Origin of the sequence: Shewanella pealeana ATCC 700345, assembly GCF_000018285.1 — a bacterium.
In the GTDB taxonomy this organism is placed as follows: domain Bacteria; phylum Pseudomonadota; class Gammaproteobacteria; order Enterobacterales; family Shewanellaceae; genus Shewanella; species Shewanella pealeana.
This window is the reverse complement of sequence record NC_009901.1, coordinates 4,586,338-4,605,831: the sequence shown is the minus strand read 5'-3', so window position 1 is coordinate 4,605,831 and position 19,494 is coordinate 4,586,338. Positions and strand designations below refer to the sequence as shown.

18 protein-coding genes are annotated in these 19,494 nt (G+C 45.6%); 9 read left to right on the top strand and 9 right to left on the bottom strand.

Translation table 11 applies throughout. From position 1 onward, the window contains the following. Positions 1-52: 52 nt before the first annotated feature. Positions 53-538: a ribonuclease E activity regulator RraA gene (rraA, locus tag SPEA_RS19900; RefSeq protein ID WP_012156983.1), complete on the bottom strand. Its 486-nt coding sequence runs from the start codon at positions 536-538 to the stop codon at positions 53-55. Positions 539-876: 338 nt separating this feature from the next. On the opposite strand from rraA, the gene SPEA_RS19895 reads away from it, so the two are divergent. From SPEA_RS19895 to SPEA_RS19880, 4 genes are all read left to right on the top strand, one after another. Next, positions 877-1,128: a YgjV family protein gene (locus SPEA_RS19895; RefSeq protein WP_012156982.1), complete on the top strand. Its 252-nt coding sequence runs from the start codon at positions 877-879 to the stop codon at positions 1,126-1,128. A 203-nt stretch (positions 1,129-1,331) separates the two neighbouring features. Further along, positions 1,332-1,844, top strand: coding sequence for a phosphatase PAP2 family protein (locus SPEA_RS19890; protein ID WP_041411123.1), 513 nt, complete (start codon positions 1,332-1,334; stop codon positions 1,842-1,844). A gap of 8 nt (positions 1,845-1,852) precedes the next feature. Then, positions 1,853-2,908 carry an MJ1255/VC2487 family glycosyltransferase gene (locus SPEA_RS19885; protein ID WP_012156980.1) on the top strand — a complete coding sequence of 352 codons (1,056 nt, stop codon included), beginning with the start codon at positions 1,853-1,855 and terminating at the stop codon, positions 2,906-2,908. A gap of 181 nt (positions 2,909-3,089) precedes the next feature. Continuing rightward, on the top strand, positions 3,090-3,761 hold the full coding sequence (locus SPEA_RS19880; RefSeq protein ID WP_012156979.1) for a Crp/Fnr family transcriptional regulator: 672 nt from the start codon (positions 3,090-3,092) through the stop codon (positions 3,759-3,761). A gap of 209 nt (positions 3,762-3,970) precedes the next feature. On the opposite strand, the gene tsgA is transcribed toward SPEA_RS19880, so the two are convergent. The 8 genes from tsgA to priA all read right to left on the bottom strand — a co-directional run bounded on the left by tsgA (position 3,971) and on the right by priA (position 13,389). Further along, positions 3,971-5,140: an MFS transporter TsgA gene (tsgA, locus tag SPEA_RS19875; RefSeq protein WP_086024327.1), complete on the bottom strand. Its 1,170-nt coding sequence runs from the start codon at positions 5,138-5,140 to the stop codon at positions 3,971-3,973. 99 nt (positions 5,141-5,239) lie between these two features. Beyond that, positions 5,240-5,944, bottom strand: a complete 705-nt coding sequence (gene deoD / locus SPEA_RS19870; RefSeq protein ID WP_012156977.1) for a purine-nucleoside phosphorylase — start codon at positions 5,942-5,944, stop codon at positions 5,240-5,242. 218 nt (positions 5,945-6,162) lie between these two features. After that, complete coding sequence (locus SPEA_RS19865) at positions 6,163-6,558, bottom strand: gamma-butyrobetaine hydroxylase family protein (RefSeq protein WP_012156976.1); 396 nt, start codon at positions 6,556-6,558, stop codon at positions 6,163-6,165. A gap of 129 nt (positions 6,559-6,687) precedes the next feature. Next, positions 6,688-8,013 (bottom strand): ATP-dependent protease ATPase subunit HslU, encoded by a 1,326-nt coding sequence (hslU, locus tag SPEA_RS19860; RefSeq protein ID WP_012156975.1) that lies wholly within the window; start codon positions 8,011-8,013, stop codon positions 6,688-6,690. A 49-nt stretch (positions 8,014-8,062) separates the two neighbouring features. Continuing rightward, positions 8,063-8,587 carry an ATP-dependent protease subunit HslV gene (hslV, locus tag SPEA_RS19855; RefSeq protein ID WP_012156974.1) on the bottom strand — a complete coding sequence of 175 codons (525 nt, stop codon included), beginning with the start codon at positions 8,585-8,587 and terminating at the stop codon, positions 8,063-8,065. 150 nt (positions 8,588-8,737) lie between these two features. Beyond that, complete coding sequence (locus SPEA_RS19850) at positions 8,738-9,313, bottom strand: SPOR domain-containing protein (protein WP_012156973.1); 576 nt, start codon at positions 9,311-9,313, stop codon at positions 8,738-8,740. 10 nt (positions 9,314-9,323) lie between these two features. Beyond that, positions 9,324-11,069, bottom strand: coding sequence for an arginine--tRNA ligase (gene argS / locus SPEA_RS19845; RefSeq protein ID WP_012156972.1), 1,746 nt, complete (start codon positions 11,067-11,069; stop codon positions 9,324-9,326). A gap of 124 nt (positions 11,070-11,193) precedes the next feature. Further along, positions 11,194-13,389, bottom strand: a complete 2,196-nt coding sequence (priA, locus tag SPEA_RS19840) for a primosomal protein N' (RefSeq protein WP_012156971.1) — start codon at positions 13,387-13,389, stop codon at positions 11,194-11,196. A gap of 267 nt (positions 13,390-13,656) precedes the next feature. On the opposite strand from priA, the gene SPEA_RS19835 reads away from it, so the two are divergent. From SPEA_RS19835 to csrD, 5 genes are all read left to right on the top strand, one after another. Continuing rightward, complete coding sequence (locus SPEA_RS19835; RefSeq protein WP_012156970.1) at positions 13,657-14,385, top strand: FimV/HubP family polar landmark protein; 729 nt, start codon at positions 13,657-13,659, stop codon at positions 14,383-14,385. 219 nt (positions 14,386-14,604) lie between these two features. Continuing rightward, complete coding sequence (gene rpmE / locus SPEA_RS19830; protein WP_012156969.1) at positions 14,605-14,817, top strand: 50S ribosomal protein L31; 213 nt, start codon at positions 14,605-14,607, stop codon at positions 14,815-14,817. Positions 14,818-15,013: 196 nt separating this feature from the next. Continuing rightward, on the top strand, positions 15,014-15,787 hold the full coding sequence (locus SPEA_RS19825) for a thermonuclease family protein (RefSeq protein WP_012156968.1): 774 nt from the start codon (positions 15,014-15,016) through the stop codon (positions 15,785-15,787). A 204-nt stretch (positions 15,788-15,991) separates the two neighbouring features. Then, positions 15,992-17,242: a malic enzyme-like NAD(P)-binding protein gene (locus tag SPEA_RS19820; protein ID WP_012156967.1), complete on the top strand. Its 1,251-nt coding sequence runs from the start codon at positions 15,992-15,994 to the stop codon at positions 17,240-17,242. Positions 17,243-17,467: 225 nt separating this feature from the next. Then, on the top strand, positions 17,468-19,375 hold the full coding sequence (gene csrD / locus SPEA_RS19815) for an RNase E specificity factor CsrD (RefSeq protein ID WP_012156966.1): 1,908 nt from the start codon (positions 17,468-17,470) through the stop codon (positions 19,373-19,375). The last annotated feature ends 119 nt before the right edge of the window (positions 19,376-19,494 follow it).

Here is a 19,494-nt window from a genome sequence, read left to right as displayed (position 1 = left end):
ACCAGTCACATAGGACTGGCTCTTATTCAAAATCGATTTACAGCGACGGTAATTAGTCGATGTCTAGTGGCTCTGGCGACAGGATGATACCTGTATTGTCTGCGTAAACATGATCGCCTGGTAGGAAAGTTACACCACCGAAGTTTACCGGGATCTCAAGTTCGCCGACTGCATTGCTGTCGGCGCCTACTGGAATAGAGGCTAATGCTTGAATACCTATGTCTAGATCTTCGAGTGCATCAACATCACGGACTGTCCCGTATACGATAATGCCTTCCCAGTTATTGGCTACTGCAACCTCTGCAATTCTTGCATCTAGAAGGGCGCGACGTAGTGAACCACCGCCATCAATTAGTAGTACTTTACCTTCTCCATCTTCTTGCACAGCATCAATGATAAGACCGTTGTCTTCAAAACATTTAATGGTGCTGATAGAGCCACCAAAAGAGTTAGAACCCCCATAATTACTGAACATGGGTTCGACAACATCTACAACATCGATATAAGTGTCACAAAGTTCTGAGGTGTTGTATTCCATAAGAACACTCCTGATAGATAGAGATGCTCAGAAGTCCGAGCAAACAAGTAGTTGCACTCAGTATATAAGGGATTCTTAAAAATAAAAGCGTTATCAATCACGCAATTGTCGATTAAGGCAAGGTTTGAATTTGTTGTAGTAATATTTCTTCTAATTGTTCAATAAAAGCACTGAAATATGATTTAGGTCATTAATAGACGTTTTTTTATTACAAATGACGTTCATTTTTGTTAGCATGTCGTCAGATAATTTAACTTAAACTTTAATTTTGACCCGCTTTAGGGGCACGGATCCCCCAGTTAGCTTAGGGAAGGCATAGGGCCTAAAAAAGGTGCCTTATGGAAGCTGTTAATACTATTGAAATCATTGGCTATGCCGCCTCAGTGATGGTGGCTATTTCACTAATGATGAAAGACATTATTTGGTTGAGATGCCTGAACTTTACTGGCTGTAGCTTATTTGTCATTTACGGCGCTTCAATCGAAGCTTGGCCAGTGGCTGGTATGAACGCCTTTGTTGCTTGTATCAACATTTACCACTTATTAAAGCTATACCGTAATCGCAACAACCCTAAACTCGCTGCTGAATAAGCCAAGTCATTTGTGTTAAGCCAACCTACTGCATCAGCTTTAGGTTGGTTAACATGAGTCAATCATTTCACTCCCTTCTTATTATACTGATTAGTATTGCAAGCCTTCGCATAAATTCAGTGTCATAAAACTATATATAGGCTGTCACTGTCGTGTCATAGAGTTTTCATAGCTTCCTATCATAAGAACAGATAGAGGCGGGAATAATGACTTCAATAACGTCGTTTGACAGAAAGCTCTACTACTATGTAGTGCAAAAAGGCCAAGAGCACGGACTGCAGAAGCTGGCATTAAAGTTATCTGCATCGGGCAATGGCCCTGTGTACTTATATTTAGCGGTGGCGTGTCTCATCATAGATAGTCGAGGCGAAGCGTTATTAAACGCTCTGGTTGCTGCATACCTTGTTGAGCTCCCATTGTATTTTGCGCTTAAGAATATGATCCGCCGTCCGCGGCCATGTCATGCCCTGAGTGATGGAATTGCCAGTTTCGAGCCTGCCGACAAGTTTAGCCTTCCGTCCGGTCATACTGCGGCGGCTTTTGTTATGGCAACCAGTATCTACCTAGTTTACCCGCAATTGTTTTATATCGCGGTAGCTTGGGCAGTAGCGATTGGCTTAGCTCGTATAGTGCTCGGCGTTCACTACCCAATGGATATAGTTGCCGGCGCAATTCTTGGGATTGTTTCTGTATTATTGAGCCAACAATTCATCTAGGAGGCCGTTTGCGAATTCTTTATGGTGTTCAAGGGACTGGTAATGGTCACTTAAGTCGTGCTCGAGTCATGGTAAAAGCGCTGCAGCGACAAGGCGTCGAAGTCGACTTCTTCTTTTCCGGCCGTACGCCGGATCGTTTTTTCGATATGCAATGTTTTGGCGAGTATCGAGTCCAGTCAGGGTTAACATTTGTAACCGAAAATGGCCGTGTTAGCATCGCAAAAACCGCAAAGGACAATGCCTGGGTTGGTTTCTTTAAGGACGTAAATAACCTCGATCTTAGTGGTTATGATCTGGTATTGAACGACTTTGAACCCGTATCTGCTTGGGCGGCAAAAAATCAGGGCATACCCTCGATAGGGATCAGTCATCAGGCTGCATTGAAGTTTGCAGTGCCAAAAGTCGGCGCTAATTGGCTTAGTGATGCAATACTAAACTACTTTGCACCAGTGGATGTTGCATTGGGCTGTCATTGGCACCATTTTGGCTTTCCTATTTTGCCGCCGTTTGTCGAGGTCGATAAGGTCGAACAGCTACTAACCCATCAGATATTAGTCTACTTGCCGTTCGAGTCTGCCGATGAGATCGTCAAGTTCCTCGCGCCTTTTGGTGACTATACCTTCTTGGTTTACCATGCAAGCCAGCCTTCGCAAATACCACCTGAGCATATTCAGTGGCACGGTTTTGATAGATATGGATTTAAGGCGGCGATGGCGAGCTGTGGTGGCGTGATCGGCAATGCGGGATTTGAGCTGGCAAGCGAAGCGCTAACCCTAGGGAAAAAGCTGCTAATAAAACCGTTACTCGGTCAGTTTGAGCAGCTGTCTAATGTCGCTGCGCTTGAGTTGTTGGGGGCTGCAGAGTGTATGAAGCAGAGTCTAGAGCCCGACGCTCTGCGCCGCTGGTTAAAAGCCCCCATGCCTGAGCCTATTTGTTATCCCGAAGTGGGTGATGCGCTAGTCACTTGGCTGTTAAAGGGGGATTGGGAGCAGCCAGAGGCTTTATGTCTATCATTATGGCAAGAGGTCTGCTTGCCAGTGAGTTGGCAGAAAAAAAGCCCCTAGCTGCGGGGGGGGGGGGGCTGTCCTTAGAAGTCTTTAGCTGCACCAATAATAAGACACGAGCGGTGCGAATAAAGGCATTAAGTGGTGTGTATCGAGACCCCGAGTTTAGGCGGACTATTACCTATCGCTTATATAGGCGTATAATCACAGTATCTATCGCCTGAATTTCAATTAGATCACTATGCAACTAAAACCACTCGCTAAAGGCCGTTTCCACTCACTGTGGGAGCAAGAACATGATGCCATTGAGCAGATCATGCGAGAGTGTATTACCGAGACCAAAACGGTGGCTGCGCAGCATAAGTTGATGGAGCAAGGTCAGCAGATTAACGCGCTGATCTTGGTGAATCATGGACGTGTCTCTATGGGGTATACCGCCCGAAATGGTCGTAGTTTTCAGCTAGGAACCATGACCTGTGACTCACAGATATTTGGTGAGATGGAGTTTTTTACAGGATATCTATGCCAGCTAGATATCATTGCCGAAGAGTCGTTGGAAATATCTATCATCAATGGCGATAAATTGCAGCAGGCATTAGTGAAAACTCCACAGTTTGCGCTGTTTTTTGCTAGCGCAATCGCCATTGACTATCAAGACACCGTAGATATCTTTACCCGTCGAATGCTGTATCCCATTGCCTACAATATTGCCTACGATCTGTATCATCAGTACCTGAAAGATCAGCCTGTAGAAGGTTTTACTAAGTGTTATTTAGAAGCGGAGCGATTTGCGACAACCGATAGGGTGTATCGCCGTGCGGTAAAAAAACTCGAAGATCTTAATTTGATTAAGCGCGAAAGAGAGGGGCTGATTATCTGCGATTTAGAGGGGTTAAAAGCCTTTATAGAGTAGCTCCAAACTTAAGTGTTATTTAGAAGCGGAGCGATTTGCGACAACCGATAGGGTTTATCGCCGTGCAGTAAAAAAAACTCGAAGATCTTAATTTGATTAAGCGCGAAAGAGAGGGACTGATTACCTGCGATTTAGAGGGATTAAAAGCCTTTATAGAGTAGCTCCAAACCCATGTTTAGGCTTGGAGCTATCGGCCGAGCTTTAGTTGCTTACGCTGCCTGCTGAGTTAACGTCACTTTTTGGCGGTTAGATAGCACCAACATTGCAATGATTAATCCGTAGATCACAGGGATTGCATACATCACCGTTTGTAGGCCAATGATACTTTCAAATAGTGAGCTGATTGCAGGGCTAAACATGGCGCCTGCACTACCACTAATCAAGATATAAGACACATTACGGCTGCTGGCATTTTTCACAAACGATACGCCGTAAGCGATAAACGCGTTATACAGCGCCGCACAGGCAAAGCCGTAGCCATAGGTTAAGTAGCCAATCCAGCTTAAGTTTTCAGTGGTGACGATAAGGCTGGTGATAACAAACGCTAGTGAAATAATACCCATCAGGAAGTACTGGATCTTAACTCGAGTCACTATCACTGTAGAGACAAGTGCGCCCACGAGTGCGGCAGACCAGTATTGTGTAATGATATTACCCGCTTCTTCAAATGGGATGTCGAACTTAGTCTTAACGAACATAGGTGCCCAGGTGAGGAAGGTGTAAAGCGCTAGCATACCGAGGAATAAGCCTAAACCGCCGCTGATGATGCCAAGGTTCCACTCAGATTCGTCTTTGCTCTGCTCACTATCGCCTTTGGATTCACAAAGTTCGAAGTTAGTTGCCAGTGCGATAGCCGCTGTGGCTAGGGCTACAACCCCCACTGCTAGATAGCTGTAACTCCAAGATAGTGCATTGCTTAGTGCATACGTGGTGATCAATGGGAATACTACGCCAGCGACGTTAAAGGTGGCATCTTGTACCACTAACATAGTGCTTTGGATCTTGTCCTTCCACACCGAAACCACAATGGTACCCGCGATACAAAGGCCTACGCCGCCACACAAGCCAATCACAGTCATTGCCACCATGACTACGCTCAGAGAGCCAGTGAAGTGTAGCGCCGCTGCGCTCAATGCAATGCTGACGTAGCTAAGCAGGGTAATGCGTTTTACACCAATTCTTTCAATTAAGAAGAAGGCTGCAATGGTACCTGCTAGGGCGCCGCCATTAAGTAGAGAGAATATTGAGGCAACTTCATTGACGTTGGCTGAGAACTTATCGCTAATAGGTTCAATGAGCATACCGAACTGCGTCGCAAAACCCGCCATCACGAAGTTGGCGAGAAAGCTGAGCAAGGTTAAGGAGATTTTGTTTTTCATCATCTGTTCCTAATTTTGCTGTATCAAAAGCTAATTACAAAAAACTAGCAAATAAAAAGTAAGCCGCTGGAAGCTAGGCTTCGAGCGGCTTATTCAGATTTACTGACAGGCTGTTTCTAATGCCAGCTCGATCATTTGATTGAAAGTTAACTGGCGAGCCTCTGCACTGGTCTCTTCGCCAGTTAAGCAGTGATCCGATACAGTTAAAATTGCTAGGGACTCAAAACCCTTATGGTGAGCAAGACCATAAAGGCCAGCTACTTCCATATCAACACCCAGTACGCCGAAACGCTCAAGGGCTGGGATCATGTCTTCGTCAGGGTCGTAATACATGTCACCACTAAACACGTTACCCACTTTAACGTTGATCTGCTTTTTCTGGGCAATCATGTAGGCCTTGTGTAGCAGGTCAAAGGTGGCAGATGTTGCCATCTGATAGCCGCTGCTGCGCTTAGCATTGGTTGGAGAATCAGTACCTGCTGCTTGAGCTAGGATGACGTCATTGATTTTCACATCGTGCTGAGTCGCACCTAGGCTACCTACACGAATAATGCGCTTTACACCAAAGTCTGCCACAAGCTCATGTGCATAGAGAACCATCGACGGGATACCCATGCCGTGGCCCATGACCGAGATGCGCTGGCCTTTATAGAAGCCTGTGTAACCTAGCATATTGCGAATGTTGGTGACTTCCACCGCATCTTCTAGGAAGTTTTCTGCGATGTATTTTGCGCGAAGCGGGTCGCCCGGCATGATGATAGTTTCAGCAAAATCGCCTGCTTTGCCACTGATATGTGCAGTCATGAGTAATCCTCTTTTTTGATTACAGGCGATAGTAATTGCCATGGGTGAATGCATAGAGGACATAAGTCCGCATAGAGCGATATATGGGCAGTTTTTCTTCAGGGTTCATAAAAAGGGGATGCTGTGGCGCTGGTGGCTGGATATGACTAAGGCTTATAAAAGGGAAGAAGAGATCGCCCCGATAGAGGCAATCTCACGTTCTTTGAGTCGAATTGCTATTACTTGTGGTACTTCACCGTCATATCAATAAGCGGCTCTCGGCTAGCTTTAGCTGCGCGAAGTCGAGCGAGATACTTTTCCCATAGATCCACTTGGTGGGTGGCAAGGTCATGCAAGACTTTCCAAGAAAACAGTCCGGTATTGTGGCCATCATCAAATGTAATTTTAACTGCGTAATTACCAACAGGATCAATCGCAGTGATATTGACGTTTTTCTTGTGCGTGACTAGCACAGGATTGCCGTGGCCATGTACTTCGGCCGAAGGTGAATAAACACGTAACATCTCACAACTTAGCTGGTGGATTTCACCGTTATCGAAAGTCACCTCAAGCTGGCGAGATTTACGTTTTAGCTTTAGTGCCGAAACATTAGGAGTGTTGTTGTCTTGAGTCATCTATTAACCAGAGTGATTTAAAGAGTATTAGAAACACAATAGCGGTTAAGCACAATCTTGTCCTTAACCGCTATCACTTATTTTGCCATTACTTTGGTGTCGATTTTAAGCTGATACTTTAGCCTTAGCTTAAAGAATATAGCGACTTAAGTCTTCGTCTTGCACCAAGTTATCTAAGCTTGCCTTAACATAAGCCGCATCGATAACGGTAACAGAACCTGACTTGTCAGAGGCTTCATAAGAAAGCTCTTCCATCAAGCGCTCCATCACAGTGTGTAGACGACGGGCACCGATGTTTTCAGTGCGCTCGTTCACTTGCCAAGCGGCTTCAGCAATGCTGTCGATACCATCTTCAGTAAACTCGATTGTGACGCCTTCAGTACCCATCAAAGCAATATATTGCTCAGTCAACGAGGCATGAGGCTCAGTCAGAATACGCTTAAAGTCACCAGCGGTTAACGCATCTAATTCAACACGAATTGGTAGACGGCCTTGAAGCTCAGGGATCAGATCCGATGGCTTAGACATCTGGAAAGCCCCCGAGGCGATAAACAAGATGTGGTCGGTTTTTACCATGCCGTGTTTAGTGTTAACCGTACAACCTTCAACAAGAGGCAGTAGATCACGCTGAACACCTTCACGAGACACATCTGGGCCTGACGATTCGCCACGCTTACAGATCTTATCGATCTCATCGAGGAATACGATGCCGTGTTGCTCAACAAGCTCGATCGCCTGCTCTTTTAAGTCTTCTTGATTAATCAGCTTAGATGCTTCTTCTTCAATCAATAGCTTATAAGCTTCTTTGATTGGCATTTTTCGGCGCTTACTAGCACCCGGTCCCATATTTTGGAACATGCTCTGCAACTGGTTAGTCATCTCTTCCATACCAGGAGGAGACATGATTTCAATACCGGCCTGTGGCGCAGAGACATCGATCTCAATTTCTTTATCGTCTAGCTGACCTTCACGAAGCTTCTTACGGAAAATTTGACGTGTGGCGCTGCCATCTGATTTTTCGCTGTCCCAATCTTCCTTAGGCTTAGGCAACAAGGCATCTAAAATGCGCTCTTCAGCGGCTTCTTCAGCGCGGAACTTACATTTTTTGATTTGCTCTTCGCGGGTTAGCTTGATAGCCGAATCGGTTAGATCGCGAATGATCTGCTCGACTTCTTTACCAACATAGCCTACTTCGGTGAACTTAGTGGCTTCAACTTTAATAAATGGCGCTTTAGCTAGGCGAGCTAGACGACGAGCAATCTCAGTTTTACCTACACCGGTTGGGCCAATCATTAGGATGTTCTTTGGCGTCACTTCTTGACGTAAGTCAGCAGCAAGCTGCATACGGCGCCAGCGGTTACGCAGAGCGATAGCGACAGAGCGCTTAGCTTTTTGTTGACCGATAATGTGGCTATCTAGCTCGTGAACAATTTCACGTGGTGTCATCTCAGACATAATCTTTCCTCATGCTTTGCAGCATTTTTCGTATAAACGACTGAGTCGCTTAGTACTTTAATTCTTCAATAGTCTTAAATTGGTTGGTAAATACGCAAATATTACCCGCAATTGTCAGCGATTTTTCAGCAATTTCTAATGCACTTAAGTCAGTGTTTTCAAGTAGTGCAGTAGCTGCTGATTGGGCAAAGGCGCCACCGGAACCAATCGCAATAAGATCATTTTCAGGCTGAACAACATCGCCGTTGCCGGTAATGATTAATGAAGATTCAGCGTCGGCCACGGCAAGTAGGGCTTCTAGTTTGCGTAGAACTTTATCTGAGCGCCAGTCTTTAGCCATTTCAACTGCGGCGCGCATTAGGTGACCTTGGTGCATTTCAAGCTTAGCTTCGAAACGCTCAAATAAGGTGAATGCATCGGCTGTACTGCCTGCAAAGCCCGCAAGTACCTTGTTGTGGTACAAGCGACGAACTTTTTTAGCATTGCCTTTCATAACGGTGTTACCGAGAGAAACTTGGCCATCACCGGCGATAACAACTTGGTTATTTCGGCGTACTGATACGATTGTGGTCACAATAAATCCTCTTCTCTAGCCAGAGGCGTTATGCCTGCTGGTTGACGATAATAGAGATATGGGGATGCGGAATTGAATATCAAGGGCAGGCTGGATCTGCAGCCATAAAAAAACGCTGCACGAGGCAGCGTTTTTATTAAGGTTAGCGGTTTAACTTTCCCAGAACCAGATCTGACAGCCGTTAGTGCCAGAATTCTGCAGCACATGGCGCTGTCTTTCTGCATCACGTTTCTTGTCGTAAGGACCTAGCACCACCTTATACCAGGTGCCGCTGCTGCCTTTGGCTTTACGTACTTGAGCCTCTAGACCTTGGAAAGCGATAATCGCTTTTAGCTCATTAGCCTGAGACTCTTTTCTGAACGAGCCGCACTGCATCTGATAAGGGCGCTTAGGTTTGTCTGAGACTTCAGGTAGATCGACCTCTACCTTCTTGTTCTCTAACTCTTCAAGATAGGTCCACTCCTCTTTTGGTACAGGAGGAAGTGCGTCAGGATCCTTCTTAACAGGTTTTTTCTTTGGCTGTTCAACCACTACCGGAGCAGCTGTCGGCTCGTCATTACTGCTTAATATCCACAGTAAATAACCAAAGCCACCTATACCTGCTAGCGTGATAAGCAACAGCAGAATAGGGAAGCGCTTAGGAGCGCTCCCTTTTGAGCTCTTTTTGCGAGCGCTGTTCTTACCTTTTCGAGCAGGCTTACGGTTTGCATAATCACGATTTGTCATGAGCTAAAGCTTACATCCGTTCTAATGTTTCTAGACCTAGAAGATTCAAGCCTTGCTTTAGTGTCTTAGCAGTAAGCTGCGACAATAGTAAACGGCTCTTCTTCAGCTCTTCTGTTTCTGCGGCCAATACAGGGCAAGCTTCGTAGAAACTAGAGAAGGCGCCAGCAAGTTCGAACAGGTAACCGCAAAGGGCGTGTGGCTGGCCTTTGCTAACCATACGAGCCATGACTTCGCCAAACTGTGCCAGTTTAGTACCTAGGTCTTTCTCTTTCTCGTGCTCTAGAATGATTTTCGCATCGCTTAAATCAACGTCTTGAGCACGCTTGAAGATACCCGCTACACGGGTGTAGGCGTAAAGTAGGTAAGGTGCAGTGTTGCCTTCAAAGCTCAGCATCTGCTCAAAGCTAAAGATGTAATCGCTAGCACGGTTCTTAGAAAGATCGGCGTATTTAACAGAGGCGATACCTACAACACGAGCAATCTCAGCAAGTTCAGCTTCATCCATATCTGGATTTTTGCTGCGAACAAGGTCAAGTGCACGAATATCGGCTTCTTTTAACAAATCAATAAGCTTAACCACACCGCCAGAACGTGTCTTAAATGGACGACCATCTTCGCCGTTCATGGTGCCAAAGCCCATGTGCTCGAAGCTCATCTCTTCGCGAACAAATTTAGCAGTTTTAGCTAGCTTAAATACTTGCTGGAAGTGTAACGCCTGACGTAAATCTACGAAGTACAGTGCGCGGTCAGCGTTTAGTACATTTGAGCGATAGCGCATCGCGGCTAAATCGCTGGTGGCATATAGGTAACCTCCATCGGCTTTTTGAATAATAACCGGTAGAGGCTCGCCTTCTTTATTTTTAAATTCGTCTTGGAAAACAACTTTTGCGCCGTTGCTTTCAGACAATAGACCTTGTGAATCTAAGTCAGCAACCACTTGTGCAAGGTCACTGTTATAAGCGCTTTCGCCGCGAACATCAGCGCGAGTCAAGCTTACGCCTAGACGCTCATACAGCTCATGACAATGGCTTAGTGAGATATCGTTAAATTCGCGCCACAGTTTATTGCAGTACTCGTCGCCCGATTGCAGTGCAACAACAAGCTTACGTGCGCGGGTAGCGAACTCTTCAGACTCGTCGAAGCGGACTTTAGCGGCGCGGTAGAATGTCTCTAGATCAGACAGCTCCATTTTGGCTTGCTCGCCATTGGCAGCGCGAAGCTCTTCCATATAGGCAAGTAGCATACCGAACTGAGTTCCCCAGTCGCCCACGTGGTTTTGACGAATAACTTTGTGACCCATAAATTCAAGGGCGCGCACCACACTGTCACCGATAATGGTTGAACGTAGGTGACCTACGTGCATCTCTTTGGCTAAGTTTGGCGAAGAGTAATCGACAACTACAGTTTGTGATGCTGGCAGTTCGATACCTAATGTGTCGCTGTTAAGCGCAGCCATAAGCTGATTGGCTAGGGCATTATCATCGATAAAGAAGTTGATAAAGCCTGGGCCTGCTATTTCAACTTTCTCAACATGGCTAGATTCAGGCAGGTTATCGATAAGCAGTTGGGCTAGTTCACGTGGATTCTTGCCCGCAGCTTTAGTTAGCATCATTGCCAAGTTAGTTGCAAAATCACCGTGGCTTTTATCTTTCGTTCGGTCGACTTGAATACGAGCTTCAAAATCTGCAGGAACAATCCCTTGTTGTTTAAGGGCATTTAAAGATTCAGCGAGTAAAGATTGAGTATGTGATTTCATTGGCGTTTAATCGACACTTACATAAAGAGAAATAATAAGGGGTAACCGACTATTTTAGCCGCTAGTGGCGGTGAATTACTATCCTCTAGCGAACTTTTTCTGCATTGATATAGATAAAGTCGATTTAAAGCAGATCTTGCGGGTCTCTATCTATGCTCCAACGACATTTTTTAGCCAGCGGTAATTGTTCGATTTGTGGCAGTGCACGCTCGAATTCTAGCTGCAGTCTATTACGGTTTTTTGTCTGAAATAATAATTGGCGACGATATTTACCCGCTTTCCTATCGAGTGGCGCTGGCATGGGGCCAATCACTTCGCATTCTTCATCTTGAGGCAGTAAGGCTCCAATCTGGTTTAGTAAGTTATCGGCGTCGATAGCGTGATGGGCTTCGGCGCGAATTAGAATCATGTGCCATGCCGGTGGTAGCAGAGCTTGAGTGCGCTCGAACAGCTGGTTGCGGGCAAATTCGCCATAACCTTTATGCATCAGTTCACGCAGCATGGCGTTATCGCTTTGATGAGTCTGTAGTAGCACTGTGCCGGGTTTAGTCGCGCGGCCAGCACGGCCAGATACCTGAGTGTAGAGCTGACCGAAGCGCTCAGGTGCTCTAAAGTCGGCGCTAAACAGGGCACCATCTACATCGAGCAAGCCCACTAAGGTTACATCAGGAAAGTGATGCCCCTTGGCGAGCATCTGAGTGCCGACTAAGATTTTGTACTCACCTTTGTGGATCGCGTTAAGGTGGCCTTCGAGTGAGCCCTTATTACGGGTCGTGTCTCTGTCGATACGCACCACAGGATGATTAGGAAACTCTTTTTCTAAAAATGATGCGAGTTGTTCGGTGCCCACACCTTGGCCTGCCAGCATGGTGCTGCCGCAACTGTGGCATTGTTTAGGAATCGCATATTGATTGCTGCAGTGATGACAGCGAATTTCGCCAAGGGCCTGATGCACGGTAAAAAAGGCGTCACAGCGGTCGCACTCGTGTAGGTGGCCACACTCATGACAGATCAGCGCAGGGGCAAAGCCGCGGCGGTTTAAAAACAGAATAACCTGGTTGCCCGCATCGAGGTGAATACGCATTTCATTTAATAGCGCGTGCGACATGCCAGAGCGCAGTGGCTGATTGCGAATATCGACGATCCCCTGACGCACCTTTTCGGCCGCACCAGCACGCTTACCTAAATGTAAATGTTGGTAGCGCCCATTGAGCGCATTTTGTAATGTTTCTAGTGAAGGCGTTGCCGTTCCTAAAAGTACCGGGATCTGTTCGAGGTGACCACGCATCACGGCTAAGTCTCTAGCATGATAGCCAACGCCTTCTTGTTGCTTAAAGCTCGAATCATGCTCTTCGTCTAAAATAATTACCCCAGGGTAAAGCATCGGGGTAAACAGCGCCGAGCGGGTGCCAATGATGATGGCTGCTTCGCCAGATTTGGCTTGACGCCAAGCGTCTAATCTTTGGTTGTCGGTCAGTCCTGAATGGATCACCGCAACCTTAACATTAAACCTGCGTCTAAAACGGTTAATGGTTTGTGGTGTAAGACCAATTTCAGGCACCAGCACTAAAGCTTGCTTACCTTGCTTTAGCACGGTTTCGAGCAGGGCTAAATAGACTTCGGTCTTGCCGGAACCTGTGACGCCTTCGAGCAGGGTGCAGTGGTAGCCTTGCTGTTGAGTTAAGGTGGCGACGGCTATTGCTTGCTCAGGGTTAAGCCTGTGTGGCTCCTCTGTCATCTCCAGTTCGTTGCGCCAGCTTAAGTCTATATCAAGCGTTCGGCTTTTCTTCTCTATCCAACCTTTTTCATCTAAGGATTTTACCGCCGCCTTGCTGAGTTCAAGGCTGGCGATCTCGCCAAGTTCTAAATCTCGTTCGCGTAGAGAGTGGAGTAACTTACGTTGTGCGGGGGCTCGGTTTAGCTGATTGATATCAGCCTCTTTACCCGCCTCCGTTAGCGTCCAATAGCTGACGGTCGACGCTTTGACTTCGGCGCCTTTACGCAGCGCTACTGGAATGGCCTGTGATAGCATTTGCCCAAGGCTACAAAAGTAATACCTTGCAGCCCAAGCGGTTAATTTATAAAGTGAATCAGGTAACAGCGGCTCGGTATCAAGAATGGCAACAATAGGCTTGATCTGCTTAGGCGTCAGCGAGCAGCTATCACTAGTCGCCGTAATCAGGCCGATAAGTTGTTGGCGACCAAATGGCACTTGTACACGCATGCCCTTTTGAGGCGAAATGGTGATATGTTCAGGCACTTGATAGCTAAAGTTTTGTCGCATTGGAACAGGAAGTGCGACCTCAACAAACAAAGGCATAGGGTTACAGGCTCGAAAGGATACTGCCTTTAAGTGTACCGAGCCTATTTAATCAGAGCTAGCGGCAATTTATTTTATTAGTTATTGCGCTTACTTATCTCTGTTTAAGACGGGAGGGGGAATGCAGGAGCGTTGGGACGATGCCCGTAGAAAAGTTGGCATTCTCTTGCATCTAGAGGCGAAAAGCACCGATGTTAATAGCCGAAGTGGTGCTATTTACGATTTATAAAAATAACTAATAAACGATTTGATTAGGAAGCACTTTAAATGAAGAGAGTCATATGGGCGTTAGCTAGCATGATGCTGCTGTCAACAGCCCACGCACAGGTGTCGCACGTTAGCATTAATGAGCGTCAGTTTGAGTTCGGCGAGCATCCCAGTCTAAAACTCAATATTGTGTCATCTCACAGTAACTTGAAAAAGGTCCAGTTTTCTATTCGTCAGGCGAGCGGTGAAGAGCGGCTGATCTCTAAGCCTTTGACTAGCTTTATGGTTGAGGTGACGGGTATTGATGATGTCGTTGATAAAGATGCGCTGTTGATTGTGAAGGAGTATCGAGTAAACCGCTGGCATCAAGTTAAAGTATTGAGTCTATTTAATGCGAATACGCCGGAACTCGAAATAGACAGTCACCATAGCGCGAGTCATTCGTTACCTAGCGAAAATAGAACCCAGTCAGAAGCAAAGTCGGTGGCGCTAAATAGTGGAATTAGGGTCAGTGGTGCAGACGTTATTGTTAGCCGTTTAGATGACTGCCAAGTTGATTTCGACGGCAAAGAGAGCCTATGGCGTATCGCAAATCGACAGTCTCAGCGATGGGGGATTAGCCCTTATGGAGCTATGTTGGCTCTGTTTGAGGCGAACCCTAAGGCATTTAATCAGCATAGCATTCATGGCTTAAAAGCAAATGGGAAACTGGAGTGCCCATCGATGAGCACGTTGGAAAAGTATGCCGATGCTAAGGCAGCTGAGAAGCAGTTCGATGCAATAAAATAGCATTTTGAGAACAGTTTTGAGAACGGCGTATAGACTTGAGGTCCCCTTAAGGGTAGGCTTTGCGCCGCGGCGAGAGATTATTTATTGATCACGTATTGCATTGCTTGAATCTATCATCTATATGCTGTAGTATTCGCCGCCTAAATAATTTTATTAACTGCATGTGGTGTCCGACTTCGGGTTGGAAGAGCGACATGGCCTTTTACTGAGGTAATTCCAATGAAAGCAGGCATTCATCCTGATTATGCAGAAATCACTGCAACTTGTACTTGTGGTAACGTTATCAAGATTAACTCTACTGTAGGTAAAGATTTACACCTAGACGTATGTGGTGCATGTCACCCATTCTACACTGGTACCCAGAAAGTTATGGATACTGGCGGACGTATCGACAAGTTCAACAAGCGCTTTGGTGCACTTGGCAAGAAGTAATTACTTCTGCAATGAATTTAAAAAAGGCGCCTTCTGGCGCCTTTTTGCTATCTGAAATATGCCGTACGGATTGAGCTTCACAAGGAAGTAAGCCCATTAGTTAACTAAGTAGCTATCGGTTATGGGCTCGTGTTACTTTTACTTTTTAATCTATTGTCGTCACTTTAGACACAGTAATTGATAAGGCAGCCATAACATGGGGCTAATTAGAATACTGGCGTTGCTATTGTTATCTTTGCAAGCACTCGCTGTGCAAGCGAGTCAATGTGTGCCGACTCAGTTTGATGAAACTGTTACTTTAGACTATATCAACGATGGCGATACTATCACTTTAACCGATGGTCGATTGATCCGCCTTATCGGTGTCGACTCGCCCGAAATCGATTTTGAATTTCCTGCACTGTCTCAGCCTTACGCGACTTCAGCTAAAGCCTTTCTCTCGGATCGCATTAAACCCGGTCAGACCCTGTTACTTGCTTTCGATAAGCGACGTTTAGATCCTTTCGGCCGCACACTTGCCTATGTTTACACGCAAGAATTACAGCATCTGCAAGAGTTGATGCTAGCTAATGGCTATGCCAAGGCAAGGGTCTATCAGAATGATTATTTTTGGCAGTGTTTGAGTCAAATTGAGCAAGTAGCTCGCGAAGATCGAGTAGGGCTTTGGAGCCTTAAAGATTACCAAGCCAAGTCAACAGATACGCTTTCACGTATTGATGCCAATAAATGGCTAGAGGTCAGAGGTGTTGTTACTGGTTATGAAAGAAAAGGTCAAAATTTTGAGCTGAAAATCGACAATAACTTAGTTGTGATGATGTCTCAGCAAGATATTGGTAAGTTTAGTAACATTTTGACGCTAGAACTGCTCGAAACTAGCGTTGTTGTTCGAGGTAAGCTGTATTTTTCTTACGGTAAATATCGGCTAAATGCGACGCATCCATCCCAGATAACCATGAAAAATAGCCCTTAGGAATAATATATAGCGATAAAGTTAAAAAATGAGAAGAACTTATTTGAAATGACCTGAGATTCAAGTATCTTAGCGGGAATCAACTAACTGTTTTTTGTTCAATTAAAGAACCTTTTAAATGTATCTTTATTGAGCAGCATGATTAACCTTTTAGTTGTCGACCTTTCGCTCAGGATATTATTAGTCGCACTCAGGATTAGAAAAATGGCAGATCTTCGTCAACAAGCCCTCGATTATCATGAATTCCCAGTTCCAGGCAAAACAGCAGTTTGCCTAACCAAGCCCGCAGAAACCAGCATGGACCTAGCGCTAGCATATAGCCCTGGCGTAGCTGAACCTGTCCGTGAAATTGCGGCTAATCCAGACAATGCGTACCGCTATACAGGTAAAGGCAATACTGTTGCTGTTATCTCAAATGGTACGGCAATCTTAGGTTTAGGGAATTTAGGCCCGTTGGCCTCTAAGCCTGTTATGGAAGGTAAAGCGCTACTTTTCAAACACTTTGCGAATATCGATGCTACAGACATTGAAGTTAAACACAGAACGTCTGAAGAGTTCATCAACGTAGTTGAGGCGATTGCCGACACGTTTGGTGGTATTAACCTTGAAGATATCAAGGCACCAGAGTGTTTTGAGATTGAAAAAGCACTGATTGAGCGTTGTAACGTACCAGTATTCCACGATGATCAGCATGGTACTGCGATTGTGACTGCGGCCGGTATGATTAACGCACTGGAAATTCAAGGCAAGTCTATCGAAGAGGCTGTGTTTGTATGTATGGGCGCCGGCGCTGCAGCTATTGCCTGTATGACTATGATTGTGAACTGTGGCGCTCAGCGCGAAAACGTTTACATGCTAGATAGAAAAGGCGTTATTCATACTCGTCGTGAAGACATCAACGAGTACAAGGCGCTATTTGCCAACAATACAGATAAGCGCACCCTGCAGGATGTGATTAAAGGTGCTGACGTATTCTTAGGTCTTTCTGGCCCAGATGTATTAGGCGCTGAAGATGTGGCATTGATGGCCGATAAGCCAGTTATTTTTGCTTGTTCTAACCCAGATCCTGAGATCAAGCCTGAACTGGCACACGACGTGCGTAAAGATTTGATCATGGGGACGGGTCGTAGTGATTATCCTAACCAAGTTAACAATGTACTTTGCTTCCCATTCATTTTCCGTGGTGCGCTAGATGTTCGTGCTTCAAGTATTAATGATGAGATGAAGATTGCAGCGGTACATGCTATTGCAGCATTAGCTAAAGAGCCTGTTCCTGCGTCTGTGCTTGCAGCTTACCCAAATGTTGACTCGCTAGAGTTTGGTCCTGAGTACGTGATCCCTAAACCAATCGATGCACGTCTTCTACCAAACGTTGCTAAAGCCGTTGCTATTGCAGCAATTGAATCGGGTGTAGCGACAATTAAAGAGCTACCAGAAGGCTACATGGAGTCTTAATCACTTGGTGCCATACTCAAGCGACTGAATTCTGTATCTTCAGGTGGCTTGGGCATACATCATAAAATAAGGGCCTAGTGGCCCTTTTTTGTTGCCGAGCGTTTTTCGATTACTGTATAACTGAAGGATAACTAGCTAAGGTTGGCTTTATCACCATTTTCCACCTTTTCAGTTTGGAGAAGGCTGATTCAGACACAATAAAAAGATCTAGCAGGAAGCGGACAGATGAAATTGACTCGAATTCTAACTAAAAAATTGACTAGCTTTTGGCTGATGTCACTCGCTGGTGTCGCATTTATCTGCTTTTTGACAGCCATGGTCAGCTTTATCCAGCTAACTTACACCTTTCAACAGCAAAAGGTGACCGAACTCGAGAATCTGATAGAGCAACAATTTACTCAGCAAGCAAGTGGCCCCCTTGACGCATGGCTGCCGCCTTTGCTACGCGCCTATCGAGCAAATTCTTTTTCATTATCTCAAAACAGCCAACCCATTTTTGAATATCAGCCATCGACACAAAATGAGGGAGGCGTTCACTACCAGAGTTCTCTTGCCGATGGAAAGTTAGTGATGCAGCTAACTCTGCCTCAGCCATTTAGTAAAGATGATGTGAGTTGGGATGAACTCTTAATTATCATTATCGGCTGCGCGGCCGTATTTGCGTTTGTTCGCTTTGGTTTTCGTTGGTTTGCGGTGCACCTCACAGGTATTGAAGATCTGGCGCTACGCTCCAGCCTGATCCTGTCGGGTAAGCATGATAAGGCGCTGGCCGAAAAAGGTGATGGTAAGCCTAGGTTAATTAATCGAGCGCTAACACATCTGTTGTTAGAGTTAGATGACGCCCATAAAGAGCGGGCTCGCTTCGATCAGTTTATTCGCTCAAATACTTTTCTCGATGCCAGTACTGGTATTGGTAATCGATTGTTTTTGAAAAACCGACTCGATGCCCTGAGTAATCACTCGGGGATGATGACCCCAGGGGTATTATATTTATTAGAGATGGAAGATTTGGATTTGTTAAGCAATGAGCTTGGTGAGTACGAGATTGATGAACTGCTATCTCAGCTTATCGCCACCATTAATCAAATCTTAGGGGATAAGGCTAACAGTATTTTCTCCCGGCGCTCATACAATCAATTTGCGGTGGTTGTACCGCAGATCTCACAGAACGAAGCGGATCAGCTGGTGGCCAAGCTATTACGTTTAGTCTTGAATCAGATGAATACGCTGGTTCAGCTACCTGATGATTGTTTCCATATCGGCGGCGCGTACTTTAAGGTCGGAGACGATAAAGATGCTTTAGTCGAAGAGGCTGAACTCGCATTGCGCTCGGCGCAGTTCCAAGGTAGCAGTAGTTGGTTTATGTATGATAAAGGTGCCGTTGATGGGGACTTGTCGAAAGGGTCCGTGCGTTGGCGCAGTTTTCTCGAAAACGTCTTGGTCAGCAAGCGAATTTTCCTATTTTCTCAGCCAGTTGTAGACAGTGACTCCCATGCTCACCATCAAGAGGTTACTTGTCGATTACGAGATACGCAGGGAAACCTTGTTAGAGCTACACTGTTTCTACCTATGGCGATAAAGTGCGGTTTAACCCCACAAATTGAGCGTCAGGTCATAGAGATGGTGATGTTTGATTTGTTGCCAAAACATAAAGATAACAGCCTCAAGTTTAGTATTAATTTGAGCTTAGATACCTTAGTCAGTCGTGCTTTTGTCCGCTGGTTGAAGACCACATTACTCGAGTATCGCCATCTAGCTCCTAGGCTTATCTTTGAGGTGAATGAAGACATTTTAGTGAATCATCAGGCACAGCTGGTAGAGCCCTTGAATATGCTCAATAAAATGGGCGCAAGTATTAGTGTCGATCGTGTGGGTCAACAGGTGGTTAGTACAGAGTATATTCACCATTATCCAATCTCTATTATTAAGCTGCATCGTTCTATCGTTAATCAAATCCATCTGCGCGCCGAGAACCAACTGTTTGTTCGAAGCCTGATTGGAGGTTTGTTCCGGACCGGAGTACAGGTGTGTGCAGAAGGGGTGGAGGTATTCGAGGAGTGGCAAACCCTGCAGATTTTAGGGGTGAGTGCAGGCCAGGGAAGTTTCTTTAGTGAGCCGATCGAAGAGGTATAGTTTGTTTTGTATTTGTATTCAATTGTTGCGGACCATTCCTAAATTGGGGTTTTATCTATAATAATCAGGGATAACTCGCTACACTAATGGCATAATAAGTGCCTTGCGCTGTTTATACC